This window comes from Enterococcus sp. DIV1208, from assembly GCF_050530455.1.
Classification (GTDB): domain Bacteria; phylum Bacillota; class Bacilli; order Lactobacillales; family Enterococcaceae; genus Enterococcus_B; species Enterococcus_B hirae.
Map to the genome: position 1 here is coordinate 758,993 of NZ_CP172887.1, position 24,362 is coordinate 783,354.

At 37.0% G+C, this 24,362-nt stretch carries 27 protein-coding genes and 1 tRNA gene; 23 read left to right on the top strand and 5 right to left on the bottom strand.

The features are described 5' to 3' along the window. Positions 1–237 precede the first annotated feature (237 nt). Positions 238–630 (bottom strand): DUF4828 domain-containing protein, encoded by a 393-nt coding sequence (locus IGK91_RS03545; protein ID WP_430605329.1) that lies wholly within the window; start codon positions 628–630, stop codon positions 238–240. A 161-nt stretch (positions 631–791) separates the two neighbouring features. Between IGK91_RS03545 and sfsA the strand changes: the two genes are divergently transcribed. The 11 genes from sfsA to IGK91_RS03600 all read left to right on the top strand — a co-directional run bounded on the left by sfsA (position 792) and on the right by IGK91_RS03600 (position 11,243). Further along, the gene (gene sfsA / locus IGK91_RS03550) at positions 792–1,520 is read left to right on the top strand and encodes a DNA/RNA nuclease SfsA (RefSeq protein WP_010738193.1); all 729 of its coding nucleotides are present in this window, start codon (positions 792–794) and stop codon (positions 1,518–1,520) included. A 16-nt stretch (positions 1,521–1,536) separates the two neighbouring features. Next, positions 1,537–2,550 (top strand): Gfo/Idh/MocA family protein, encoded by a 1,014-nt coding sequence (locus IGK91_RS03555; RefSeq protein WP_010738192.1) that lies wholly within the window; start codon positions 1,537–1,539, stop codon positions 2,548–2,550. Position 2,551: 1 nt separating this feature from the next. Continuing rightward, the gene (locus IGK91_RS03560) at positions 2,552–3,841 is read left to right on the top strand and encodes a DEAD/DEAH box helicase (RefSeq protein WP_010738191.1); all 1,290 of its coding nucleotides are present in this window, start codon (positions 2,552–2,554) and stop codon (positions 3,839–3,841) included. Positions 3,842–3,905: 64 nt separating this feature from the next. Next, complete coding sequence (locus tag IGK91_RS03565; protein ID WP_034867831.1) at positions 3,906–6,608, top strand: sigma 54-interacting transcriptional regulator; 2,703 nt, start codon at positions 3,906–3,908, stop codon at positions 6,606–6,608. A 154-nt stretch (positions 6,609–6,762) separates the two neighbouring features. Further along, the gene (locus tag IGK91_RS03570) at positions 6,763–7,080 is read left to right on the top strand and encodes a PTS sugar transporter subunit IIB (RefSeq protein ID WP_010719763.1); all 318 of its coding nucleotides are present in this window, start codon (positions 6,763–6,765) and stop codon (positions 7,078–7,080) included. A gap of 25 nt (positions 7,081–7,105) precedes the next feature. Further along, complete coding sequence (locus IGK91_RS03575; RefSeq protein WP_010719762.1) at positions 7,106–7,426, top strand: PTS lactose/cellobiose transporter subunit IIA; 321 nt, start codon at positions 7,106–7,108, stop codon at positions 7,424–7,426. A gap of 124 nt (positions 7,427–7,550) precedes the next feature. Beyond that, positions 7,551–9,008, top strand: coding sequence for a PTS sugar transporter subunit IIC (locus tag IGK91_RS03580; RefSeq protein ID WP_010738188.1), 1,458 nt, complete (start codon positions 7,551–7,553; stop codon positions 9,006–9,008). Positions 9,009–9,071: 63 nt separating this feature from the next. Then, entirely contained in the window at positions 9,072–9,293 is a 222-nt protein-coding gene (locus tag IGK91_RS03585; RefSeq protein ID WP_010719760.1) for a hypothetical protein, read from the top strand. Between the two features lie 27 nt (positions 9,294–9,320). Continuing rightward, on the top strand, positions 9,321–9,503 hold the full coding sequence (locus IGK91_RS03590; RefSeq protein WP_010719759.1) for a DUF3188 domain-containing protein: 183 nt from the start codon (positions 9,321–9,323) through the stop codon (positions 9,501–9,503). Continuing rightward, the gene (locus IGK91_RS03595; RefSeq protein ID WP_010719758.1) at positions 9,503–9,916 is read left to right on the top strand and encodes a DUF3284 domain-containing protein; all 414 of its coding nucleotides are present in this window, start codon (positions 9,503–9,505) and stop codon (positions 9,914–9,916) included. Before IGK91_RS03590 ends, IGK91_RS03595 begins: the two co-directional genes overlap by 1 nt. Positions 9,917–10,061: 145 nt before the next feature. After that, positions 10,062–11,243, top strand: a complete 1,182-nt coding sequence (locus tag IGK91_RS03600; protein ID WP_010738187.1) for a GNAT family N-acetyltransferase — start codon at positions 10,062–10,064, stop codon at positions 11,241–11,243. A gap of 158 nt (positions 11,244–11,401) precedes the next feature. On the opposite strand, the gene IGK91_RS03605 is transcribed toward IGK91_RS03600, so the two are convergent. Beyond that, the gene (locus IGK91_RS03605; protein ID WP_010738186.1) at positions 11,402–11,566 is read right to left on the bottom strand and encodes a hypothetical protein; all 165 of its coding nucleotides are present in this window, start codon (positions 11,564–11,566) and stop codon (positions 11,402–11,404) included. A 152-nt stretch (positions 11,567–11,718) separates the two neighbouring features. On the opposite strand from IGK91_RS03605, the gene IGK91_RS03610 reads away from it, so the two are divergent. After that, positions 11,719–11,792, top strand: a tRNA-Arg gene (locus IGK91_RS03610). A gap of 61 nt (positions 11,793–11,853) precedes the next feature. Here IGK91_RS03610 and IGK91_RS03615 read toward each other — a convergent pair. Together IGK91_RS03615 and IGK91_RS03620 are read right to left on the bottom strand one after the other, a co-directional pair. Then, on the bottom strand, positions 11,854–12,261 hold the full coding sequence (locus IGK91_RS03615) for a hypothetical protein (protein ID WP_081123057.1): 408 nt from the start codon (positions 12,259–12,261) through the stop codon (positions 11,854–11,856). A 317-nt stretch (positions 12,262–12,578) separates the two neighbouring features. Further along, a complete protein-coding gene (locus IGK91_RS03620; RefSeq protein WP_034867838.1) occupies positions 12,579–13,811 on the bottom strand; it encodes an aminopeptidase in 1,233 nt (410 codons plus the stop codon). Positions 13,812–14,069: 258 nt separating this feature from the next. Here IGK91_RS03620 and IGK91_RS03625 point away from each other — a divergent pair, with 258 nt between their 5' ends. Further along, entirely contained in the window at positions 14,070–14,639 is a 570-nt protein-coding gene (locus tag IGK91_RS03625) for a TetR/AcrR family transcriptional regulator (RefSeq protein WP_081123059.1), read from the top strand. A gap of 189 nt (positions 14,640–14,828) precedes the next feature. Here IGK91_RS03625 and IGK91_RS03630 read toward each other — a convergent pair whose 3' ends face one another. Then, complete coding sequence (locus IGK91_RS03630; RefSeq protein WP_010719752.1) at positions 14,829–15,269, bottom strand: flavodoxin; 441 nt, start codon at positions 15,267–15,269, stop codon at positions 14,829–14,831. A gap of 158 nt (positions 15,270–15,427) precedes the next feature. Here IGK91_RS03630 and map point away from each other — a divergent pair, with 158 nt between their 5' ends. The 10 genes from map to rfbD all read left to right on the top strand — a co-directional run bounded on the left by map (position 15,428) and on the right by rfbD (position 24,314). Further along, on the top strand, positions 15,428–16,192 hold the full coding sequence (gene map, locus IGK91_RS03635) for a type I methionyl aminopeptidase (RefSeq protein ID WP_010719751.1): 765 nt from the start codon (positions 15,428–15,430) through the stop codon (positions 16,190–16,192). Positions 16,193–16,218: 26 nt separating this feature from the next. Beyond that, entirely contained in the window at positions 16,219–17,142 is a 924-nt protein-coding gene (locus IGK91_RS03640; RefSeq protein WP_010719750.1) for a YihY/virulence factor BrkB family protein, read from the top strand. A 68-nt stretch (positions 17,143–17,210) separates the two neighbouring features. After that, complete coding sequence (locus tag IGK91_RS03645) at positions 17,211–18,341, top strand: glycosyltransferase family 4 protein (RefSeq protein ID WP_010719749.1); 1,131 nt, start codon at positions 17,211–17,213, stop codon at positions 18,339–18,341. Continuing rightward, positions 18,341–19,141: a glycosyltransferase gene (locus IGK91_RS03650; RefSeq protein WP_010719748.1), complete on the top strand. Its 801-nt coding sequence runs from the start codon at positions 18,341–18,343 to the stop codon at positions 19,139–19,141. The genes IGK91_RS03645 and IGK91_RS03650 overlap by 1 nt, the downstream gene beginning before the upstream one ends. Then, complete coding sequence (locus tag IGK91_RS03655; RefSeq protein ID WP_010738182.1) at positions 19,138–19,962, top strand: glycosyltransferase; 825 nt, start codon at positions 19,138–19,140, stop codon at positions 19,960–19,962. The genes IGK91_RS03650 and IGK91_RS03655 overlap by 4 nt, the downstream gene beginning before the upstream one ends. A 13-nt stretch (positions 19,963–19,975) precedes the next feature. Continuing rightward, on the top strand, positions 19,976–20,692 hold the full coding sequence (locus tag IGK91_RS03660; RefSeq protein WP_010738181.1) for a glycosyltransferase family 2 protein: 717 nt from the start codon (positions 19,976–19,978) through the stop codon (positions 20,690–20,692). An 88-nt stretch (positions 20,693–20,780) separates the two neighbouring features. Continuing rightward, positions 20,781–21,647, top strand: a complete 867-nt coding sequence (gene rfbA / locus IGK91_RS03665) for a glucose-1-phosphate thymidylyltransferase RfbA (RefSeq protein WP_010738180.1) — start codon at positions 20,781–20,783, stop codon at positions 21,645–21,647. 14 nt (positions 21,648–21,661) lie between these two features. Continuing rightward, on the top strand, positions 21,662–22,234 hold the full coding sequence (gene rfbC, locus IGK91_RS03670; RefSeq protein WP_010719744.1) for a dTDP-4-dehydrorhamnose 3,5-epimerase: 573 nt from the start codon (positions 21,662–21,664) through the stop codon (positions 22,232–22,234). 21 nt (positions 22,235–22,255) lie between these two features. Then, entirely contained in the window at positions 22,256–23,284 is a 1,029-nt protein-coding gene (gene rfbB, locus IGK91_RS03675; RefSeq protein WP_430605330.1) for a dTDP-glucose 4,6-dehydratase, read from the top strand. Between the two features lie 181 nt (positions 23,285–23,465). Next, a complete protein-coding gene (gene rfbD, locus IGK91_RS03680) occupies positions 23,466–24,314 on the top strand; it encodes a dTDP-4-dehydrorhamnose reductase (RefSeq protein WP_014834184.1) in 849 nt (282 codons plus the stop codon). Positions 24,315–24,362: the final 48 nt, after the last annotated feature.

Consider the following 24,362-nt stretch of genomic DNA (forward strand, 5'->3'; position numbering starts at 1 on the left):
CCTTTCATGGTATGAAACCATCATTAGTAAGTTTATCAAAAAAAACATCAAATGACTATTTTTCTAGACAAAAAACGTAAAATAAACGAAGAAATACAGAAAGGTAAATCAATGATGAAGGGAATGAAAAGAGTTTGGGATACAGGACTTGCTCTAAAAGTCGTTCAAGAAGTGGCTCTATCAAAAATAAGTCGAAGAATTCCAAAAACAGGAGGAGATTTTTGGAAATTCTTCGACTTATTTCTCAGAGTTAGCCGCTCTTGTCACACCCTCTTTTGAGGAACTATTTTGTTTTGTCAACGTATAAGAAGTATCGGATGATTCATCATAAAAGGTCGTATCACTGTATGATAGGATCAAATAAAAACCATATTGATCTCGCAAGACGAGTTGCTGTGGAGTTAGTTCGACCAATTCCGTTACTAAGGAGTGACCGTTGATAGATAAATCAAACGTTTCTGTGACCAGTAGTTGTTGTTTTTGTTGATTTTTATCTATAAAGGTCCAGGTTCCATGATATTGCGTTGGATCAAAGTCTTTGGTGGTTGGCTGTTTCTTTTTCAGAAAGAATTTTCCAAATAAAATAGCAAAAAATGCAAGGATTCCATAAAGTTTTTTTTTACGTATCATACGATTGTCACTCCTAACCTCTTTTAATTCCAACGATCATTTTCTGTCAGTTTCATTGTACCTAAAAAAAATAAAGATTTCTCTAGGACTTTCGACTGGTTTTTCAAGAGTTTTTTGTGAAATTATGGTAGGATACATAGTAGGAAGAAAGGTGACCGTTTTTGAAGTACCAGCAAGTAGAAATCGCTTTTTTTATTGAACGACCGAATCGTTTCATCGCTCATTGCTTGAACCAACAAGGAGAAGTGATCGTAGCCCATGTGAAAAACACTGGAAGAGGTAAAGAAGTCCTGCTTCCAGGAGCGAAAGTAGCGGTTGCATATACACCTAGTATAAAACGGAAAACAGATTATGATTTAATTGCTGTGAAAAAAGGGGATAACTGGTTCAATATCGATAGTCAACTTCCCAACCGTTTGGCATTAGAAGGAATTTTATCTGGAACAATCCAGTTGCCATCGTTGATCGGAAAAATCGTTAAGTTCAAGCGTGAAGTCCGCTATCGACAGTCCATATTTGATATTTATTTAGAAACAGATTCAGGACAAAAAGTGTTCGTCGAAGTAAAGGGAATGACTTTAGAAAATAAAGGAATTGGGGCGTTTCCTGATGCGCCAACGTTACGAGGTTTAAAACATGTGAAAGAATTAGTGGAAGCGCGACAGGAAGGCTATGAAACTTACGTGTTGTTTATCGCACAGTTTGAACACCTTCATCTGGCAACAATCAACGAAGCAATGCAACCGGAGTTAGCCAATATCATACGCTACGGACAGTTAAACGGCGTGAATGTTTTAGCCTATAATTGTCAGGTAACAGCGGATTGTGTCAATTTGAAACAAGCCATACCATTTGATGTAGAGGCATCGTTTGAAGACCCGAATAAATAGAAAGAAGGTAAATGAAATGATCAATTTAGGAATTATTGGTACCAACTGGATCACCCATCAATTTGTGCAAGCAGCATTAAGCACGAAACAATATGAATTAACAGCAGTTTATTCGAGACATTTAGAAAAAGCACAAGAATTTGGCGCCAAGTATGAGGGAGATATTGCCTATGCGACAGATTTAGAAACTTTTTTTGGTCTGGAACATCTTGATACGGTATACATTGCTTCGCCTAACAGCCTGCATTTTCAACAAGCAAAACAAGGCATTTTAGCAGGGAAAAATGTCATTGTTGAAAAACCGGCATTTAGTACGCCTAAAGAAATGGATGAGATCATTCATCTAGCGAATGAGAAAAATGTTTATTTTTTTGAAGCTGCACGAAACATCCATGAAGCAGGATTCAAAAAAATTGCTGATTATCTTCCATTGAAAGATGAGATCCTCGGTGCCAACTTTAGTTATATGAAATATTCTTCTCGTTACGATCAAGTACTAGCAGGAGAAGTACCAAATATTTTCTCTACCCGTTTTTCTGGTGGTGCGCTGATGGATCTGGGCGTTTATCTCGTTTATGCTACGATAGGATGGTTTGGGATGCCTTCAGAAGTTCACTATTTCCCACGAAAGATCTCAACTGGTGTTGATGGATTAGGTTGGGGGATCTTGCGTTATGAGACCTTTGATGTCACGATTCAACCTGGTAAAATCGGGGATTCTTACTTACCTTCAGAAATCTACTTTAATTCAGGAACATTAGTCATGAACGGGGTCAATGCGATTGAAAAAGCAGAGTTCCATGATCGAGAACATCAGGAAATTGATGCATTAGCAATTACCGCAGCTGAAAATCCCATGGCAGAAGAGGCAGCTGATTTTGCCAATGTGATCAATCATCCAAACGATCCAGCTTGGGGATTACGATATGAAGAATGGATCGAACTTGCTCGCAATGTGAACCAAGTAGTTTACGATCTTAGAATAAATGGTGGCATCAAATTTGATGCCGATAATGAGGACGATTTTTAAAATGAATGAATTTGTAAAAAACTTTCCACAAGCTTGGCAAGAAAAATGGCAGGAAAAGGGATTTCAAACACCCTCTCTGATCCAACAGGCTGTTTTTCAACCGCTTAAAGAAAAAGAATCAATTATTGGTATTTCACCAACCGGCTCAGGCAAAACATTAGCTTATCTTTTACCTTTGCTGCTGAATGTCCCTAAAGAGGGGGGAAGTACTTTACTAATCCTTGTTTCTTCACAAGAATTAGCAATTCAAGTCGCAGAAGTGGCTCGTGAGTGGTCAAAAGGATTGGCATTAAAAGTCCAATCACTTGTGGGCGGAGCTAACGTCAAAAGGCAGATCGAAGGTTTGAAAAAACGACCAGAAGTCTTAGTAGGGACTCCTGGACGGGTGCTGGAATTGATGAAGACCAAAAAATTAAAAGCTCATCAGTTGCAAACGATTGTTTTTGATGAAGCAGATCAATTGTTTGATGAGGGGAATCGTTCATTAGTGGAACAAATTTTGCGACAAGCCCCTGTGGACTATCAATTAGTATTCTTCTCAGCAACAGCTGATCGCTCAATCAGTAAAATTGAAGAAATCACAAATGCTTCCATCCCAGTTGTTGATGTCACAAAAGACGATGACTCTAGAAAAGGTCAGCAACATTACTATTTAAGGATACCACCTCGTAAAAAAGAAGAGTATTTGAGACGGCTTGCTTATGTCACAGATTTTCATGGACTAGTCTTTTTCAACCAACTCAATGAATTAGGGACAATGGAAGAAAAATTACAATTTCGTGGTGTTTCAGTTGGCAGCTTAGCTTCCGATCAAAATAAATTGTTACGTAAAGCAGCACTTGATCAATTCAAGGATAAGAAAATCACGATGTTGTTCACGACTGACGTAGCAGCCAGAGGATTAGATATCGAACAATTACCTTATGTTGTGAATGCCGAAATTCCCTTAACAGAAGAAGCTTATCTGCATCGTTCAGGGCGAACCGGACGGATGGGGAAAGACGGAACCGTGATCACGTTTGTGCAAGATCATACAGTTAAAGAGTTGAAAAAATTAACACGTCATATGGCGATTGATATGGAAGAGATTTTTCTTCATGGTGGACAATTAGTCAAAGAATTGCCACAAAAAGAACTCTCACAAAAAGAAGAAGCCAATGACAAAAACACAAAAAAAACTGCTCCATTTGGTCCTTCGAAAAAAGAACAAGTTGAAAAAAATAGTACGCCAAAGAAAAAGCTTAAAAACAAACAAAAAAAGCAGAAAAATAAAGGAGCAAGGCGCAAATAAGCGCCTTTTTGTGTTATTATATTGAAAACGTAATCAGCGTTATTTGAGGATAGTGGGGGATTGTATGAACGAAAGACAAGAAGAAATATTGGATCTATTGCATGAGAAACAGCAAGGATTGACGGCAAGTGATGTGGCAAAACATCTAAAAATCGATCGAAGTAATGCAAGTCGATATCTCAGCGATCTCTATAAAGACCGCTATATTATCAAAAGTTCCGGCAGACCAGTCGTCTATTCATTGCCTCCGCAAAAAACAGCCTCTGACAAAGTTCACGTTGATGCATCGACCCAAGTGACGTTTGATACACTAGTTGGTGAAAATGATTCTTTGAAAGTAAGCATCCAGCAAGCTAAGGCAGCCATATTATATCCTCCTCGAGGATTGCATACAATCATTTTTGGTGAGACAGGAACGGGTAAATCGATGTTTGCAGAATGTATGTATCATTTTGCGATTGATTCTGAAATGCTCTCAGAAGATGCCCCTTTTGTTTCATTTAACTGTGCGGATTATGCGCAGAATCCACAGTTACTGTTTGGACATATTTTTGGAATCAAAAAAGGAGCTTATACTGGGGCATCGCAAGATAGTCAAGGGTTGATTGCGAAAGCGAATGGTGGGATCCTGTTTCTTGATGAAATTCATCGTTTACCACCAGAAGGACAAGAAATGTTGTTTACTTTTATTGATAAAGGGGTCTATCGTCCGTTGGGAGAAAGCGCCCACGTCCATGAAGCATCTGTTCAGATCATTGGAGCAACCACCGAGTCATCCGAAAGTTTTTTGACAACCTTTAATCGCCGAATTCCTATGGCAATCACATTACCAAATCTGGCTTCTCGTTCATTAGATGAACGTTATGAAATCATTTCTTTATTTATCAAACAAGAAGCCAATCGTTTGAATCAACGTATAGATATCGAAAAAGAAGCCATTTTGGCATTTATGCTTTATGATGCAGAAGGAAATATCGGACAAGTCAAGCGTGATTTGAAATTAGTATGTGCGAAGTCATTTTTACATTATCGGACACATAATGAAGAAAAACTGATTATTCGTAAAGAAGAACTGTCTCTCCAAGTACAAAAAGGGTTGTTGAAAATCAAAGAAGTACCTGAACGTTTGGATCGCTTTATGGATAGTAAGAGTCAATACCTGACTTTTGAGCCTGGTTTTGCTGATGTTGTTTGGTCACAAGATCCAGAACGAAACATGCAGGTCTATAATGATATCGAAGAAAAAATGCTTTCTTTATCAGAAACGGGTGTCGAAAGTATTGATTTAGAAACTTTGATCTCGAAAGATGTGGATGCTTATTTCCAAACTTATGTCAAAGAGTTGACAAAGAGTACGATTCCAAAAGATCTGTTGCCAGATGACATTTGGCGATTAACCAACGAGTTATACGATGTTGCAGAAGCTAGGTTGGATCGAATCTACAATGAAAAAGCTCGATTTGCCTTTGCCCTTCATTTGCAAAGTACATTGGATCGGGTCAAAGAAGGACACATGATTGTTCATCCTGATCTCAACAACGTACGCAAAAATTTTAAAAAGGAATTTCAAGTAGCCATTGATTTATCTACGATCATTGAAGAAGAACAACAAATTGAAATTCCGTTTGACGAAATTGGTTTTATCAGTATGTTTCTTTCCATTAATCTTGGCGAAAGTGAACCAGTAAAAGAAAATAAAGTTGAGGTCTTAGTTTTGATGCACGGCAGACAAACCGCCTCAAGTATGTTGGAAATGGCGCAAGAATTATTAGGAACGAAATTAGGTACAGCATTTAATATGCCGTTAGCCATGGAAGTCCAAACGATGTATGAAGAAGTGCTGGCTTATGTTCAAAATCGTCAGGCAAGTCTGACGAATGGATTGATCTTACTGACGGATATGGGTTCTTTAAATACCTTTGGTGACTTGATTTTTGAAGAGACTGGAATCAAAACGAAAGCAATTACAATGAGTAGTACGATGATCGTGATTGAGGCATTACGGATGGCGAATGTTGGGCGGAGCTTGGAAGATATCTATCAAAGTATCCAGATTTCCTTTGAAACGATCGTCAAGGACCAATTCAAAGAAGAACAAACTGAGACCTATGAACGTAAAAAAGCGGTGATCGTTACTTGTTTTACTGGGGAAGGTGTAGCAGCTAAATTATACCAACGGATTGTTCCTGTAATCGACCAGAAAAAGGTCGAAGTGATCCAAATGCAGTTTTTAGAACGAGAATCATTTAAGCGACACATTGATGCATTATTAGAAGAATATGAGATCAAAGCCATTGCGGGCACGGTAGATGTGGATTACCAAAATATTCCGTTTTTCTCAGCGTATGATGTCTTCAACGATGAGAAATTGAATATGCTCAAGCGGATCGCTGATGATGAAGTTCCAACTGCCAAAATCGTTGATTCATTAAAAGATTCTTTAAATTCGATTTCTTCGGTAGAGCTTTTGATCCATTCTTTACAAAAAAACATCCAGCAAATCCAAACGGATCTCTCAATTATAGTAGAGCCAGGAGTAGATATTGGGATCGTGATTCATTTAGCCTTTTTACTGGATGGACTGATCAAGCATGAGAAGACCCGAGAATTTGAGAATCTGTCTACTTTCTCAAAAATTTATCGTTTAGAAATGGACATCGTTCGAACGAATCTTATTGGATTGGAACGGAAATATCAGGTGAATATCCCAGAAAATGAGATTGCCTTCTTAACGCAAATGTTTATTGAAAATAAAATTAAAAAATAAAACACACTAATCTATTTTTTTACACAGATATCACCAGTGTGCGCACAGAAAAGAAGGACCAAAGGCTATGAAAACGCTATTTTGGTTCTTTTTTTGTTTGGCATGCTTCTTGCATTATAAAAATGTGTAAAACAAATTAAAAGGAGTGGAGAAAATGGCGAAAAAAACGATTATGTTAGTATGCTCTGCGGGGATGAGTACAAGTTTGCTAGTTACGAAAATGCAAAAAGCTGCAGAAGAAAAAGGAATGGAGGCAGATATTTTTGCTGTTTCAGCTTCAGACGCTGATAATAATCTTGAAGCAAAAAATGTCGATGTCTTACTTTTAGGACCTCAAGTCCGGTTTATGAAAGCTCAATTTGAGCAAAAATTAGCACCGAAAGGGATTCCGCTAGATGTAATCAATATGCAAGATTACGGCATGATGAATGGTGCAAAAGTACTAGAACAAGCCGAAAATTTGATGCAATAAATCTATAGGAAATGGAGGAAAAAATGTGGAAGATCAACAAAATCTCGAAGCCATCATGGGACTCATCATGTTTGGTGGTAATGCCAAGAGCGATGCAATGGAAGCGATTTCTGCGGCTAAAAAAGGTAATTTCGAGTTAGCGGATCAAAAAATAATGGATGCAAAGGAATCATTAGTCCAAGCCCATCATTCACAGACGCAAATGTTGACACAAGAAGCACAAGGAAACCATGTTCAGGTCACGTTATTGACCGTACACAGTCAAGACCATTTAATGACGTCGATTGCTTTTACTGATTTAGCAGAAGAACTTATTGAACTTTACCGAAGAATCAATGTCGAATAAAGACAGATGAACGAAAATAGAACCTTCTTTTTTGAACGGAAGAAGAAAAAATTTTGAACGGATTTTTTTAATTTGGTATGAGGAAGCAATTCTTTATATAAACAACTTATAGGAGGATATAAAAATGAACGGATTAACAAATTGGATGGAGAAATACATCCTTCCGGTTGCCGCAAAAATTGGTGCGCAGAAACATTTAGTTGCTTTGCGTGACGCTTTTATCGGTACTTTACCTGCAACAATGGCGGGATCAGTCGCTGTAATGATCAATGCAATTATTCGAGATTTACCACAGCAATTTAATAGTACGTATGCAGATAGTTTAGCAGCGGACAAAGGAATTTTTGCAGTATTAAATGTTATTATTGGAATTAATGGATTTGTATGGAATGGAACTTTAGCAATTGCCGGCTTGATTTTTGCCTTTTCTTGGGGATACAATCTTGCGAGAGCTTATGGGGTCAATGACCTAGCCGGAGGGATCGTTGGTCTGGCAACTTTGATCCAAGGAATTTCTTTTGGTCCTTCATTGTCAGCCGCTTTGAACGTGAATGTTCCGCAAAATATCGTTGATGCCATCAATGGAACAGAATTAGGGGCAACGATCGCGGATGGAAATTTATCTGTTGGTCTTTGGGGTTGGCTAAAACTTGATCATTTAAATGGAAACTCTTATTTCACAGTCATGATCATGGGTGCTATTTCTGTCATTATTTTCTGTAAATTAATGTTAGCCAACATTACGATCAAAATGCCAGATTCTGTACCACCAGCAGTATCGAAGGCTTTTGCCGCAATTCTGCCAGCAACGATCGCTTTATATGTCATTGCTATTATTAATTATATCGTTGGTCGTATCGCTGACGGACAATTGATCATTGATTTAGTTCAAAAATATATCGCTGAACCTTTCTTGGGATTATCTCAAGGGATCGGTGCTGTTTTGATCGTTACGGTCTTTGTTCAGATCTTCTGGTTCTTTGGTATTCATGGACCAAACGTGTTAGCTCCAGTTTTAGAAGGAATTTGGGGTCAAGCACAATTGATCAATATCGATATTTTCCAAAAAGGTTACAATGGCAAAACAGGAACACCTGCAGTCTTAGATGCAATTGAAGATGGTAAGGCTTATATGTGGGTTCGTGGATCCTTTGATGCCTTCGCTTGGTTCGGGGGTTCTGGTGGTACGATCGTTCTATTGATTGCTATTTTACTCCTTTCTAAACGTGCTGATTATTTAACAGTTGCTAAATTGTCGATCGGACCTGGTATTTTCAACATCAATGAACCAGTTATGTTTGGTTTGCCGATTGTATTGAACGCTATCATGTTCATCCCATTCTTATTAGCACCTGTTGTTGCAACAGCTATAGGTTGGGGAGCAACTTACTTTGGTTTGGTCGCCCCAGTATCGCAACAAGTCACATGGGTTGTTCCACCATTCTTACTCTCGTTCCTAGCTACCGGAGCAGACTGGCGTGCGCCAATCGTGACATTAGTATGTATGATCGTGACTTTCTTGATCTGGGCACCGTTCGTTATCTCAGCGAATAAGATGGATCCAGCAGCAGGCGAACAATAAAAATCAATGAGCAGAAGCATTTTTTGCTTCTGCTCTCTAAACAATAATCTAGGAGGAACTAAAATGATTTCAATCGCAAGTGCCATGCAACAAGATGCTATCAAAGAGTTATTAGAAGGTTACAATGAAGATGGCTTTTCATATACATTTAAAGAAAAACAAGGGATCAAATTGTTTTTTGAGACGAGCGCACAAGATAAAGAAGCAGCAGCACAAAAAGCAAAAGCATTAATCAAAGCACAACCATGGGGCACTGTTTTATATTTTCAAGCAACAGCAGTTTAACTGGTTGTAAGATAGGAAGGGTTCAAAATGATGAAAAACGGCTTATTTTTATGTAGTATTGGTTCACTGATCGTATTGTATTGTTTAAATCCTAGTTCGCAAAACTATGATTTGTATAGTATGGCTACAGGACTATTTCTGGCAGGTTTAGGTATACATTTCTTTTTAAAAGGGAAAAAAAGAGAAGAAGCAAAGGGGAAAAATAGCTAATGGAAATCGTTAAAACTTTAAATATTCCAGCATCCTTTTTCTATGATAAAGTGATGGACTCTGTCCTTTTTGATGTACGTAAAGCGACTGGAAAATCGGTTACTCGTAAACAACTTAAAAACCTTGAATACGTCAAACAATTCTCACAAAATAGCCGCGCTCGCATCAAGATCGAGGAAGTTATTGAAAATCAGTCGTATAAATTTCGAACATCTACCACAAAAAATGATTATGTCGTCCATTATCAAATCAAAGCGTTAGATGATAAAACCTGCGAAGTACGTTATACGGAACAAATGCAATCATATGGGATGCTACAAAAATTGAATGATATGATTTTAGGAACGATGTTGATGTATTTTAAAAAACGTCGCTTCAAAAAAATGTTAGTAATGATCGAAGAAACTTACTAGTAAAAAACTAATTGTGGCAAGAAGCAGTTGATTCAGCTAAATAGTGATTTATTGAAATAACATTTTTATTTTGATAAAGTGACTATGGTTGGATCACTGAACTTGACACAATTTTTTATTGTTTTTGATGGAAGGGGTAACAAAAATGGCAAATGAAGTAAAAGAACTTGGTGTTGCTTATCAAGAAGCGATGTTTGAACTAGCAACCTATGCATTTAATGCGCAGGATACACCTGCAAGACGTGAACGATTCAAACTGATCGTTGAAAATTCATGGAATTATGGTTTTTTTGACGAGGAAGAGCAACTCACTAGCCAAGTAATGGCGACGCCTTTTTCTGTTGAATTTTATGGGCAACAGTATTTAATGGCAGGAATCGGTTATGTAGCATCTTATCCTGAAGCTAGGGGACAAGGCGGGATCAATCAAATCATGGAAAAAATCTTAAAAGATTGCCGTGAAAGAAAAGTAAGTCTTTCTTATCTTGCTCCATTTTCTTACCCATTTTATCGTCGCTACGGTTATGAGCAATTGTTTGATAAAATCAATTATCAATTGGATAGTCGAGATGTACCGAACGTGAAAAAGACGGCTGGCAAAATGAAACGAGTGACTTTTGAACAAGCAAGAGAAGTCATAGAAATGATTTATAAACAAATGCCAGCAAATCAGCGTGGTGGATTAAGTAGAGAAGACTGGTGGTATACTTATAAGTTTAAGCAAAAGACAGATAATCATTATGCGCTGTATTACGATGAATCTGGTCAAGCAACAGGATATGTGGTTTACCAGTTAACGGCACCAACATTTGTAGTAGTGGAATGGGGCTATTTGAGTCATGAAGCCTTTCAAGGATTAGTGAGGTTTGTTAGTTCCCATAGTGGGGCGTTTGCTTCTTTTGACTATGCTTGTGGTTATTCAGGTAGTGATCAAAATTATTTGCTTAAAAATCCTTTTGCACAAATGACGATCACGCCATATATGATGGGCAGAATTGTTGATCTTGAGTTGTTTTTGAAAGACTATCCTTTCAAAAAACAAGCGCTCACTTTTGCTTTAGAAGTAACAGATGATCCTTACGCACAGTGGAATGAAGGGATCTTTGAGATCACTGTATCAAATGCAGAGGTGAAAATTGAAAAAGTAACAGAAACAAAATTACCAACCATCAGTGGCACCATCCAACGCATGACTCAATTATTAATGGGGTATCGTCAGATGGAAGAACTTGTTTTTTACAATCACATCCAATTGTCAACTGAAGCTCTATTAGAAATGGCGCCATGCTTTCCAAGTCAGCAACCTATTCTAAATGATTATTTTTAAAATGAACGTAAAATATTTGTTGCTCAACACATATAACGCCCTCCAAGGTTTTCGACGAATTCTTGGAGGGCGTTATCGTATAAAAAGCTATTTTGAAATTTTTTCGATATCATTCTGAAAATCAGATTGCTTTTTTGCCACTGATTTATCTCATTTCTCTACAGCAAATCTTCTTTTTTAGTAAACTTGAATTTGCGACTTTCTTTTTTCTGAGGTTTTTCATCTTCATGCTGTTTAATGGCTTCTTTTGATAGTTGTTCTCGTTCTTTTTTAGAAGCATCAAAGCGTTCAGCGTATATTTCTTCTTTTGGTTTGTCATTCATAAATAAAACCTCCCTCATCACTTGTTAGATAACTCTATTTTATCACTCGTCAAAAGCTAGTGGAAACGTTTTGCTTAGGAAGAAAAATGATTTTTCTAAGAGAAGCTTGCATGTGCTCCTTAAACAAGCTAAAATAATACTATTGAGAACTTGTTCCTGTAGCTCAGTAGGATAGAGCAATCGCCTCCTAAGCGATAGGTCGCTGGTTCAATTCCAGTCAGGAACGTTAAAAACCTGTAACCGTTGTGGTTCAGGTTTTTTTGTTTATGTGGGACCAAGATAGTTTTCTACGCTACATTCGATTTTTCTGGTGAGTGAAAGACAGCTTTTCTAAATTTTTTTGATAAAGGAAAGGTAAACATACAAATAAGCAATAATAACTGGCTCAAAGTGATGATAGTTAAGCAAACTGTTTGGTATTTGACCAGTAAATAAAAATGGATGCCTAATTCGATAATATTAATCAAGATAAGGTACAAGTAGTATTGTTTCTTTATTTTACATTGATAAATACAGTAGAAACTGAACCGATAATCTAAACAAACCAAAAATAGCAAAATGAATTTGTGGATTGTTGTGAGCAGGTCATGTTGATTAGCTAAACGATGAAAAAACAATAACGCAGTTGGCAGAGGGATATAAAGCGTTAATACTAAGACAAAAAAATAAACAATAAAATAAACAATAAAAGGCATACTATCTCTCCATCATTTTTTCTAATTTTTAATAATAAATGTTGTTTTTGTCAATCTTATCAAAAAACAGAAAATGTATTAATAGAATTTCGTGATAAATAGTATAAATAATTTTTATAAAAAACTTGAACAACAGGATCAAAAAATCGCTTATTCGACCATCTTTCAGTGAGTAGCAGGGAAAAGTGTTGTCTGTAATAGAAATAATCATCACAAAAAAGAGAAGAAGTCTGTAGTACCCCAAAAAGTTAGACCAAAAATCTAACTTTTGGAGGTCGTTTAAGATTTCTCCTCTTTTTTTGTATCGTTTTATCAGATTAAGCCCAGTCACCATTTCTAAATACTGGAACAGTAGAACCGTCTTCACGGATACCGTCAATATTCATTTGGTCAGAACCAACCATAAAATCAACATGGGTTTGACTGCGGTTAAGACCAGCTTGCACAAGTTCTTCATCGGTCATTTCAGTACCACCTTCGACACTAAAGGCATACGCAGATCCTAGAGCTAAGTGATTCGACGCGTTTTCGTCAAATAACGTATTGTAAAAGATAATACCCGATTGAGAAATTGGCGAAGGATCGGGAACGAGTGCTACTTCTCCTAATGAGCGTGCGCCTTCATCAGTATTGAGCAAGGTTTCCAATACTTCTTGACCTTGTTCAGCAGAAAAATCAATGACTTTTCCAGCTTCAAAAGTAAACTTCATCCCTGAGATGATCGTACCTGCATAGCTCAATGGTTTTGTACTAGAGATATAACCATCGATCCGTCGGTAATCAGGTGCAGTAAACACTTCTTCAGTAGGCATATTTGCCATGAATTTTTCTCCACGGGAGTTGTAACTTCCTGCGCCTTCCCAAAGATGATTTTTTGGTAGGCCAATGACGATATCTGTGCCAGGGGCAGTATAGTGCAGGGCAGTAAACTGTTCTTGATTTAATTCAGCAGCTTTTTTCGCTAATTTTTCATCATGTTCTTTCCAAGCCTGTACAGGATCTTCCTCGTAAATACGAGTTGTTTTAAAAATTTGATCCCATAATGCATCCAGTTGTTCTTCTTCTGGTAAATCTGAGAAAACTTTAGCTGCCCATTGTTTACCAGCCGCAGCGACTACAGTCCAGCTTACTTTATTTGCTTGGGTCGCTTTTCTTAGATTCATCATTGCTTTGCCAGCGGCAGTTTGATACGTAGCGATTCGTTTTCCATCTACGCCACCAAAAGCATCTGGATCGGCAGATACAACACTGATTCGGCTAGCACCTTTAGCGATCCAATCATCAGTCTGATCAATTTTATATTGTGGAACAGTTTCAAGACGGTCTTGTGCAGCGTAAGAAAGAAATTCTTTTTGGATCACGTCGTCCGTCCATTGTACGATCACTTCAGCTGCACCTAAACGATAGGCTTCTTTGGTGATCAAGCGAGCTAATGGGGCTTGATCGACGTTGATTTGTAAAACAACTGTATGGTCTTTTTCGACGTTTACGCCGGTTTCAACAATTAATCGTGCATATTTTTCGAGGTTCTCATTAAAATTTTCTAACATAATCCATTTCCTCCTAATGTTTCATCCAATAGCTATTTGTATGATAACATTTAATTCTTTTAGAGACAATCTGCCAGAATCGTAAAATAAAAAAATGGGTGTTCTTCTAAATGATGTCTAAAATTTATAAAATTGATTGTTTTTAAAGTAATTTTTTAAAAATAAAAAAACAAGTTGTGCATAACAAAATAATCATGTTACAATTAAATTAATCAATGGTGGAAGCGTTATAAATAATTTCAAGGAGATTAAAAAATTATGGCAAGAAAAAAGACGATCACAAAAGATCAGATTTTAGCAGCCGCTTTTGAAGTGGCTACCACAGAAGGATTTTCAAAATTTACGGCAAGGAATATTGCAAATAAAATGAATTGTTCGACTCAACCGATTTATCTTGAGTTCAAAAACATGGATGATCTGAAGCAAGCCTTATTTGCTCAGATTTACGAGTACTTGAAGCATGAAGTGTTCCCAGTTGTACATACAGGAAATACCATTATCGATTTAGCTGTAAACTATATTGATTTTGCCAATCGAGAGAAAAAATTATACAGTTCTCTGTACTTAGAAGAATATGGTGGGGAAAGGGAGATGCAAAACTTCTCTTATAATTATTTTGTCGAGACGGTCAAGAAAGATCCAGAGTATGCTGATCTATCTGCGGAACAAATTGAGTCTTTGCATAACACAATTTGGATCATCGCTACAGGATTAGCAGCACTGATGTCTTCAAGTATCATTCATCCGACCAAGGAACAAATTGAAAAAATGATCCAAGATAGCATCAATGCGACACTAAATACGAAAGAAACGATCCAAGTGAATTAAACAAACTACTTGAAGTATTTCTCGAAAGTCTTTCTCAAACATACACATTGATTTTTTGAAATTAAAAAAGCTTCTAAAAACATGATAAAAAGAACGTGTGATGCTAACTCTCTCCAGCATCACACGTTCTTTTTATCAAATAATTGAAGTTTTTCCAAAAGTTCTCAGCTGTGAGCTGACTGATTTGGCCTATAATTTTGAAACAAGCGCCTTAGCAAATGCTTCGAGTTTTTCGATGTCTTCTTCTTCAGCGTTTAAATCAACTTTAACATTTTCTGTTCCTTTTACTGCTCCTGTTTTCGCAAAGGCAGCATCGAAGTCATCTACGGACTTACAAAATTCATCATAAAAAGTGTCTCCAGAACCACAAACGCCATAGATTTTTCCAGACAAGTCAAGTTCTTGTAAATCTTCATATAAGTCTACGATCTCATCTGGTAAGTCACCATCATCGTATGTATAAGTTGCGACGACACAAATATCTGCATCCTCAAATTCATCTGCATCCACTTGAGTACACTCATTGATTTCAACATCAATATCTAAATTTTCAAAAGCTTCTGCTACGATATCAGCAATTTCTTCTGTATTGCCAGTCATACTTGCGTAAACGATTTTTGCTAAAGCCATGGGTTGCCTCCTACTTATTGATATATGATCCTCTAACATTTACAGATTATACCAAAACCTTTACTAAAAGAAAACAAGTCATGTGAAGAGAATCTGATTTGGCGAACGACCGGACACTATGGTAAAATGAGGAAGATTTGTAAAAAGGAGACGAAAATATGATTACATTGAAATCAGCACGAGAAATTGAAACAATGGCTGAGTCTGGCGCGTTGTTAGCGGATGTACATAAAAATCTGCGAGATTTTATCAAACCAGGCGTGACGAGTTGGGATATTGAAGTTTTTGTTCGTAACTATATTGAAAGCCATGGTGGGATTGCGGCTCAAATTGGATTTGAAGGCTATGAGTATGCGACTTGTATTAGCATCAATGACGAAATTTGTCATGGATTTCCACGTAAAAAACCGCTGAAAAATGGCGATTTAGTGAAAGTGGATATGTGTATCGATTTAAAAGGCGGCATTTCTGATTCTTGTTGGGCTTATGTAGTGGGAGAGTCAACACCGGAAATTGATCGCTTGATGGAAGTGACAAAAAAAGCTTTGTATCTAGGAATCGAACAAGCGCAAGTTGGGAACCGAATTGGCGACATTGGTCATGCTATCCAAACTTATGTTGAAAGTGAAAACTTAGCGGTTGTCCGTGACTTTATTGGTCATGGTGTGGGTCCAACGATCCATGAAGAACCTGCTGTCCCTCATTATGGTGAAGCAGGAAAAGGTCTACGGTTAAAAGAAGGGATGGTTATTACCATTGAGCCAATGGTTAATACTGGAACTTGGAAAATGAAAATGGATCCAAATGGCTGGACTGCTTATACAAGAGATGGTGGCTTGTCTTGCCAATATGAACATACACTGGCAATTACGAAAGATGGACCAAGAATCTTAACTTCTCAAGGTGAAGAAGGTACGTATTGAGAAGCTAGATCAATAAGGAGAATTTGATGAAATTATTAGGGAAAATAAAGCAAAACGAAAATTTAATGCGTTTTATTGCAACAACAAAAAAACGGATCACTGATTCAGAAATGGGTACCACGTCAGTTGTTGTGGCGTATTATTTATTATTGTCTTTATTTCCCCTAATTATTGCGTTTGGTAATATTTTGCCATTTCTAAAAATCGATCAAGAGACAGTATTGACTTATGTGCGGCAAATCATCCCTGAGACGGTCTATCAGTTTATCGGTCCTGCAATTCGAAATTTGTTAACGCAAAGTTCCGGTGGCTTGTTGTCGTTATCTGCTTTAGCTGCTTTGTGGTCTGCCAGTCAAAGTATCAACGCTTTACAAATTGCCATGAATAAGGCTTATGGTGTAGAAAATAGAAAGAATTTTTTGATCGTCCGTTTCTTTTCATTAGTAGTGATTTTGCTTTTCATGATTGCGATTAGTGGAGTAACGATTTTTTTAGGACTGGGTCAAATGATACTTGAAGCGCTCCAACCGATTTTTAATTTTTCTGGCAATGTGATCATCCAGTTCCAAACTTTGAAATGGCCGATTACCTTAGTTGTCTTATTTATCATTATGTTTTTGATTTATGTGATAGTACCGAATGCGCAATTAAAACTAAAAGCAGTGATTCCGGGAACGATTTTTGCTACTGTCGGCTGGATGTTGCTATCTCAGGTGTTTGGAATCTACGCAAAATACTTTGCAACAAGAGTCAGTGGATACCAAATCATCGGGAGTTTCATCGTCTTGATGCTATGGCTCAATTTTGCTGCTACAATCATTATATTTGGCGGAATCATCAATGCTGTTGTGCAAGAATACATAACAGGTAACGAAATCAAGAAAAGACGAGTTTCTACAAATAAATGGTGGATTCGTTTCAAAAATAAATTTTCTCATAAAAAAAAATAGAACTGCGAGTTTTTATTGCTTGAGTGTTTTATAATAATTCTAGACTCTTAATTAAAGTAGGTGCCAATATGCTTGTTTCATTTAGTATGGTTGTCAAATTTTTTTTAACAATCTTGTTATCTTTAGTACTAACGCCCATATTTAAAATTATTTCTGTCCAAACCGGAATGGTGGATAAACCGAATGCGCGACGTATTAATGAAATACCTATGCCTTCAGCTGGGGGACTACCCATTTTTATTTCATTTGTCGTATCCACCTTATTGTTTTTTCGTGACATCATTCCCAAATTTTATATCATTCCTATTTTACTAGCTTCCTTAGTGATCATTCTAACGGGAGTACTGGATGATAAATACGAGTTGACGCCTAAACAAAAGTCCGTCGGGATCTTATTAGCAGCGTTGATCGTCTATTTTGTGGCAGATATTCACATTGATTCAGTAACATTGCCCTTTTTTGGTTATATCGAATTGGGTTGGCTGAGTTTTCCTGTGACCATTTTTTGGATTTTCGGTATCACTAATGCAATTAATTTGATTGATGGATTAGACGGCTTGGCAACCGGAATCTCGTTGATCGGGTTGATTACAATTGGTATTATCGGATATTTTTTCCTACATGCTTCTACAGTATACATACCAATCGTCATATTCTGTTTAGTGGCAAGCATTATTGGCTTTTTTCCTTATAATTTTTATCCTGCCAAAATTTACTTAGGAGACACTGGGGCATTGTTCTTAGGATTTATGATGGCTGTTCTTTCTCTACAAGGTCTGAAGAATGTAACATTTGTTTCTTCTATCTCATTATTGATTGTGATGGGCGTTCCAGTAACAGATACTTTTTTTGCGATTATTCGCAGAAAAGCGAACCGTGTCTCTTTTTCTACAGCAGATAAAAAACACCTACATCATCGATTATTGAGTCTAGGTTTTACGCATAAAGGAGCAGTTTTGACCATTTATGCTATGGCATTGATGTTTTCATTTACTGCCATGATCATGAACTATACTGGGCGTCTCGGTTCGATTGTTTTGATCGTTTCGATGCTATTTGCGGCTATTTTATTGTTTGAGTTGATTGGATTGATCAACGAGAAGCATCAGTACATTCTTAAAACTTTACGTTTTTTAGGCAATAAAGAATATCGAACACAAGTCATACAGAAATATAAAAGGAAATGGACTAGACACTAATGAAAATAAATCAAAAACAACCGATTTTAATTAGCATCGTAACGGCTAATAGTCAAAAGATTTTTCAAACGTTAGATACGCTTCTAGCCAGCATAAATGACCAAGCCATGGTTGAGATCTTGATTTTCGATAATGCTTCGTCGATTGACTACCAAGAACGATTGAAAGAATATCTAAAGTATCCGTTTGTCAAAATCTATTTTAATCAGGAAAATAAAGGATTTGGTTATGGACATAACCATAATTTATTAACGAGTGACTTTTCTTATGCTGTGATCTTTAACCCAGATATTCTGGTGGATCAGCAGACAGTCGTTGACTTGGTCAAACTTTTGCAGGAACATCCAGAATGTGCCATGTTAGCACCTAAAATATTGAATGAAGATGGTACGACACAACATTTGATTCGCCAAAAATTAGATGTATTCGATTATGTATTGCGGTTTATTCCGGCTCGTTTTGTCAAGCAGTTGTTTGCTCAACGTTTAGCAAAATTCGAATGCCATGATTTGTCAGAAACAACCAATAGCTACGTGCGTATGATCTCTGGTAGTTTTATGGTCGTTGATGTCAATAAATTTAAAAAAGTCAACGGGTTTGACAATCGCTATTTTATGTATTTTGAAGATAATGATCTTTGCTTAACTTTTGAAAAAGCAGGAGAAAAACTCCTTTATACGCCGTTATACACGATTGTTCATTTATATGGAAAAGGTGCTCATCGCAATTTTAAACTTTTTCGTATCTTTTTACAGTCAATGGTGAAATTTTTCAATAAGTGGGGGTGGACTTTCTTTTGACCATACCCAAAATAGTAGTCGTTATCGTATTATACCAGCAGCGTTTTAGTCAATCGCCTTCTTTTGATCTGCTCATGAAAGCTGTCAAAGAGAAGAAGATTCAACTGGTTGTTTATGATAATAGTCCCGTTAAGCAATTGGAGCCATTATTAGAACAAGACAAAGATATAAGCTACTATCATGATCCATCAAATCCTGGTCTGGCTACGGCTTATAATTATGCGTTGAATCATGCGCAGCAGAATATTCGCTATTTCGTTACACTTGATCATGATAGTCAATTGACTGCAACGTATTTTGATACGCTTTTAACGATTGATTGGACAGATGAATTGGTTGCAGCCGTTCCGTTAGTTTATGCTGGAAGCAACCAAATATCGCCTGTTTTTGCGGATCGCTATATCAATCGTCAAGTTGAAAAGGTTGATCGATCACAGCTCAGTCAAAGACGAATCATGGCGATTAATTCGGGCGCTGTTTTTTCTATCAAATTTTTAAAGGAAATTGGCGGTTTTAATTTAGATTTTCCCCTTGATTTCTTGGATCATTGGCTTTTTTGGACGATCTATCAGTTCAAAAAGACGGTTTTTATCTTACCTGAAAAAATGGAACATGATCTTTCAGTTCTTGATTATCAGAAAGTTTCTGTTACAAGGTATCAGTCGATACTGAAAGCTGAAAAAACTTTTTATCAAAATTATGATAAAGAAATGTTACCGCGTCATCGAAAACAATTATTGTTACGTACAGTAAAACAATTTTTAACAGTCAGAAATCGTAAAATATGGCGTTTGACATTACAATCATTTACTGAAAACTGAAGGGTGTGAATTTGTGCAATCAGTTTGTATGGCTACCTTTAATGGTGGCAGATATTTAAGAGAACAATTGGATAGTATTTTAAACCAACTGACACTTGAGGATGAATTGATTATTTCAGATGATGGATCGACAGATGAAACTTGTCAAATTATAAAGGAATACACGCAACTAGACAATCGAATCAAATTTGTTGAAGGACCAAGGAAAGGTGTCATTGCCAACTTCAACCATGCCATTCAACAATCTAAAGGTGACATCATTTTTTTAGCAGACCAAGATGATGTTTGGCTACCTAATAAGGTGGCTAAGATCACCGCATATTTTGAAGAAAATCCGCAACAATTAGTAGTAGTGAGTGATCTAGTGATTGTGGATGGTCAACTCAATGAGATACACGCGTCGTATTTTTCCTATCGGCATTCCCGAACAGGCTGGCTCAATAATTTGATTCGGAGTAATTATATCGGTGCCGGCATGGCTTTTCGATCTTCATTAAAGAAAGAAATAGTACCAATTCCTTCTGAAGTACCAATGCATGATATGTGGATTGGAATGTTAGGTGGAACTCGTGTTGGGTTTATTAGAGAAACATTGACACTTTATCGTAGACATGATTTTAATGTGAGTGAAATCAAAACAAACACTAAACTAACCCAAAAAATTACCTGGCGGTTGAATCTGATCAAGGCGCTTGTGAAGAGAAAATGGTTTGGAATTAATAAAAGATAGTTAAATCGTTAATAATTCCATGACAAATAACAAGTTTGATGAGATAATAACAAGGTGAATTTTAAATTGAAAAGGAGAATTTATACTCATGAAGGGAATCATTCTTGCTGGGGGAAGTGGTACACGCTTATACCCTCTAACTAAGGCAACTTCAAAACAGTTGATGCCAGTCTACGATAAACCAATGATCTACTATCCAATGTCTACACTAATGCTAGCGGGTATCAAAGAAATCCTGATTATCTCTACTCCTCAAGATACACCAAGATTTAAAGAACTGTTTGGTAATGGGGCAGAGTTAGGATTACAAATTGAGTATGCAGTGCAAGAAAGTCCAGATGGGCTAGCACAGGCTTTTATTATTGGTGAAGAATTTATCGGTGATGATAGTGTGTGCTTAGTTTTAGGAGATAACATCTATTACGGTGGTGGCTTATCTAAAATGCTTCAACGCGCTGCTTCTAAAGATACTGGAGCAACAGTGTTTGGTTACCACGTTAATGATCCAGAACGTTTTGGTGTTGTAGAATTTGATGAAAAGATGCAGGCTCTGTCAATCGAAGAAAAACCTGCGCTACCAAAATCAAATTATGCAGTAACAGGGTTATATTTTTATGATAATGATGTTATTTCGATTGCGAAAAACATCAAACCTTCTGAACGTGGTGAATTAGAGATCACTGATGTAAACAAAGTCTATCTAGAAAAAGGAAAACTATCTGTTGAATTGATGGGTAGAGGTTTTGCTTGGTTAGACACTGGCACGCATGAATCTCTTCTAGAGGCATCCACATTTATTGAAACGATTGAAAAACGTCAAAATCTCAAGGTAGCTTGCTTAGAAGAAATCGCCTACCGAATGGGATATATCACTAAAGAGCAATTACTTACATTAGCTCAACCGTTGAAAAAAAATCAATATGGTCAATATCTTTTACAGTTGGCCAACAATTAAGGGAGTCTGAAGTAATGAAAGTAACTGATACTAATTTAACAGATGTGAAGATCATTGAAATGGATGTTTTTGGTGATCATCGTGGCTTTTTTACCGAAAGTTATTCCAAAGCAAAATTTGTTGAACATGGTTTAGATTTTGATTTTGTTCAAGATAATCATTCATTATCGGCAGAAGCTGGTGTTATCCGCGGACTGCATTTCCAAAAAGGAGAAGCAGCACAAACGAAATTGATTCGGGTAACTTCTGGTGCTGTTTTAGATGTGATTGTCGATATTCGTAAAGGAAGTCCAACCTATGGTAAATGGGAAGGCTTTATCTTATCTGAACACAACCATCGACAACTTTTGGTGCCTAAAGGTTATGCTCATGGATTTGTGACATTGACACCAAATGTCAATTTTCTTTACAAATGTGATAATTACTACAATGCACAAGCTGATGGTGGGATTGCCTTTGATGATCCAGACTTAGCGATTGATTGGCCTATCGATCTTTCCAAAGCGATTATGTCTGAAAAGGATCAGCATCATCCAACTTTAAAAGAGTTTGAAGCAGAAAATCCATTTGTTTATGGTGAAATTTAGGATTGCAAGGAGAATTTTTATATGAAAAATATCATTGTTACTGGTGGTGCCGGATTTATCGGCTCAAATTTCGTCCACTATGTGGTCAATCATCATCCAGAGATTCATGTTACGGTGTTAGATAAATTGACTTATGCTGGGAATAAAGAGAACTTAGCAGGGCTACCTAGTGACCGTGTAGAATTGGTCGTTGGTGATGTTGCGGATGCAGAATTAGTGGATCGTTTAGTCAAAGAAGCAGACGCCGTAGTCCACTATGCAGCAGAATCGCATAACGATAATTCGCTAAAAGATCCATTTCCTTTTGTCCAAACCAATATTATTGGTACGTACACCCTGTTAGAAGCTTGTCGTAAATACAATGTTCGTTACCATCATGTATCCACCGATGAAGTGTATGGGGATTTACCTTTACGTGAAGATTTACCAGGTCATGGAGAAGGCGAAGGGGAAAAATTTACAGCTGAAACACCTTATAATCCATCAAGTCCATATTCTTCAACTAAAGCGGGCTCTGATCTATTAGTGAAAGCTTGGGTTCGTTCATTTGGGTTGCAAGCAACGATCTCAAATTGTTCAAACAACTATGGACCATATCAACATATTGAAAAATTTATTCCTCGTCAAGTTACTAATATCTTAAGTGGTATACGTCCAAAACTATATGGTGAAGGAAAAAACGTTCGCGATTGGATCCATACGAATGATCATTCATCTGCGGTTTGGTTGATTTTGACTAAAGGAAAAATCGGTGAAACTTATTTGATCGGTGCCGATGGGGAAGAAGATAACAAAACAGTCATGGAATTGATTTTGGAACTTATGGGACAACCCAAAGATGCTTACGACCATGTCAACGATCGTGCAGGACATGATTTACGTTATGCAATTGATTCGACAAGGTTACGTGAGGAGCTAGGTTGGCAACCTGAATTTACCAACTTCCGTGATGGTTTAGCTGATACAATCAAATGGTATGAAGAACACCAAGATTGGTGGAAGAAAGAAAAAGAAGCTGTGGAAGCAGCCTATGCCAAAAATGGTCAATAAATGATGATAAGCCGGATTTAAGGAACTCTCAAAAAATTCGGGTAAAAAAGACACGCATGAAGTTGTAAAACGTGCAGAAAAAAATTAGTATAAAAATAGGAATTGTTTATTGGCAATTGTAAGGGGAGCTGTGACAGATGTTGCAGACCCCTTTTTAAAACAAAAAAGAGGAGAGATCAGAATGTTCTTATTAACCGGAGGAAATGGTCAACTTGGAACGGAATTACGCCATTTATTAGATGAAAAAGGAATGGCTTATGTGTCAACTGATGCTGCTGAGCTGGATATTACTGATGCAGAAAAAACAATGGAGTATATTACAAACTTAAAGCCAGAAATTATTTTTCATTGTGCAGCGTATACAGCCGTTGATAAAGCAGAAGAAGAAGGCAAAGAATTAGATGAGAAGATTAACGTTGATGGAACTAAAAATGTGGCATTGGCTGCAAAAGCAGTGAATGCTAAATTAGTATATATCAGTACAGATTATGTCTTTGATGGCAAAAAGAAAGACCAAGAATACCGCGAAGACGATCCAACTAACCCATTGAATGAGTATGGTCGCACAAAATTATTAGGGGAACAAGCGGTTCAAGAAATCTTAGAAGACTATTATATTATCCGTACTTCATGGGTATTTGGTGTTTATGGACATAATTTTGTCTTTACAATGCAACGTTTAGCCGAAACGCATGATCGTTTAACTATTGTCAATGATCAATATGGTCGCCCAACTTGGACTCGAACACTTGCTGAATTTATGGTATATGTGATTGAAAAACAAGCACCTTATGGCGTATATCAGTTATCCAATGAAAATAGCTGTTCATGGTATGAATTTGCCAAAGAAATCTTAAAAGATACGGATGTCGAAGTAGCACCAGTCACTTCAGCAGAGTATCCACAAAAAGCAGTTCGCCCACAATATTCTGTGATGAGTCTAAAGAAAGCAGAAGATCTAGGCTTTGTCATTCCGACATGGCAAGAAGCATTAGCAAAAATGTTGGAAGCAGCTGAAAGTTTGAAATAGCAAACTTGTTTTTCCGTAAAAAAAAGAACAAACTAGAAATTGGAGAAT

What these genes read in the sequence shown, in the direction of transcription:
- IGK91_RS03545 (WP_430605329.1), bottom strand. Translation starts at nt 630, where the DNA reads ATGATACGTAAAAAAAAACTTTATGGAATCCTTGCATTTTTTGCTATT.
- IGK91_RS03555 (WP_010738192.1), top strand. Translation starts at nt 1,537, where the DNA reads ATGATCAATTTAGGAATTATTGGTACCAACTGGATCACCCATCAATTT.
- IGK91_RS03560 (WP_010738191.1), top strand. Translation starts at nt 2,552, where the DNA reads ATGAATGAATTTGTAAAAAACTTTCCACAAGCTTGGCAAGAAAAATGG.
- IGK91_RS03565 (WP_034867831.1), top strand. Translation starts at nt 3,906, where the DNA reads ATGAACGAAAGACAAGAAGAAATATTGGATCTATTGCATGAGAAACAG.
- IGK91_RS03570 (WP_010719763.1), top strand. Translation starts at nt 6,763, where the DNA reads ATGGCGAAAAAAACGATTATGTTAGTATGCTCTGCGGGGATGAGTACA.
- IGK91_RS03580 (WP_010738188.1), top strand. Translation starts at nt 7,551, where the DNA reads ATGAACGGATTAACAAATTGGATGGAGAAATACATCCTTCCGGTTGCC.
- IGK91_RS03585 (WP_010719760.1), top strand. Translation starts at nt 9,072, where the DNA reads ATGATTTCAATCGCAAGTGCCATGCAACAAGATGCTATCAAAGAGTTA.
- IGK91_RS03590 (WP_010719759.1), top strand. Translation starts at nt 9,321, where the DNA reads ATGATGAAAAACGGCTTATTTTTATGTAGTATTGGTTCACTGATCGTA.
- IGK91_RS03595 (WP_010719758.1), top strand. Translation starts at nt 9,503, where the DNA reads ATGGAAATCGTTAAAACTTTAAATATTCCAGCATCCTTTTTCTATGAT.
- IGK91_RS03600 (WP_010738187.1), top strand. Translation starts at nt 10,062, where the DNA reads ATGGCAAATGAAGTAAAAGAACTTGGTGTTGCTTATCAAGAAGCGATG.
- IGK91_RS03605 (WP_010738186.1), bottom strand. Translation starts at nt 11,566, where the DNA reads ATGAATGACAAACCAAAAGAAGAAATATACGCTGAACGCTTTGATGCT.
- IGK91_RS03615 (WP_081123057.1), bottom strand. Translation starts at nt 12,261, where the DNA reads ATGCCTTTTATTGTTTATTTTATTGTTTATTTTTTTGTCTTAGTATTA.
- IGK91_RS03620 (WP_034867838.1), bottom strand. Translation starts at nt 13,811, where the DNA reads ATGTTAGAAAATTTTAATGAGAACCTCGAAAAATATGCACGATTAATT.
- IGK91_RS03625 (WP_081123059.1), top strand. Translation starts at nt 14,070, where the DNA reads ATGGCAAGAAAAAAGACGATCACAAAAGATCAGATTTTAGCAGCCGCT.
- IGK91_RS03630 (WP_010719752.1), bottom strand. Translation starts at nt 15,269, where the DNA reads ATGGCTTTAGCAAAAATCGTTTACGCAAGTATGACTGGCAATACAGAA.
- map (WP_010719751.1), top strand. Translation starts at nt 15,428, where the DNA reads ATGATTACATTGAAATCAGCACGAGAAATTGAAACAATGGCTGAGTCT.
- IGK91_RS03640 (WP_010719750.1), top strand. Translation starts at nt 16,219, where the DNA reads ATGAAATTATTAGGGAAAATAAAGCAAAACGAAAATTTAATGCGTTTT.
- IGK91_RS03645 (WP_010719749.1), top strand. Translation starts at nt 17,211, where the DNA reads ATGCTTGTTTCATTTAGTATGGTTGTCAAATTTTTTTTAACAATCTTG.
- IGK91_RS03650 (WP_010719748.1), top strand. Translation starts at nt 18,341, where the DNA reads ATGAAAATAAATCAAAAACAACCGATTTTAATTAGCATCGTAACGGCT.
- rfbA (WP_010738180.1), top strand. Translation starts at nt 20,781, where the DNA reads ATGAAGGGAATCATTCTTGCTGGGGGAAGTGGTACACGCTTATACCCT.
- rfbC (WP_010719744.1), top strand. Translation starts at nt 21,662, where the DNA reads ATGAAAGTAACTGATACTAATTTAACAGATGTGAAGATCATTGAAATG.
- rfbB (WP_430605330.1), top strand. Translation starts at nt 22,256, where the DNA reads ATGAAAAATATCATTGTTACTGGTGGTGCCGGATTTATCGGCTCAAAT.
- rfbD (WP_014834184.1), top strand. Translation starts at nt 23,466, where the DNA reads ATGTTCTTATTAACCGGAGGAAATGGTCAACTTGGAACGGAATTACGC.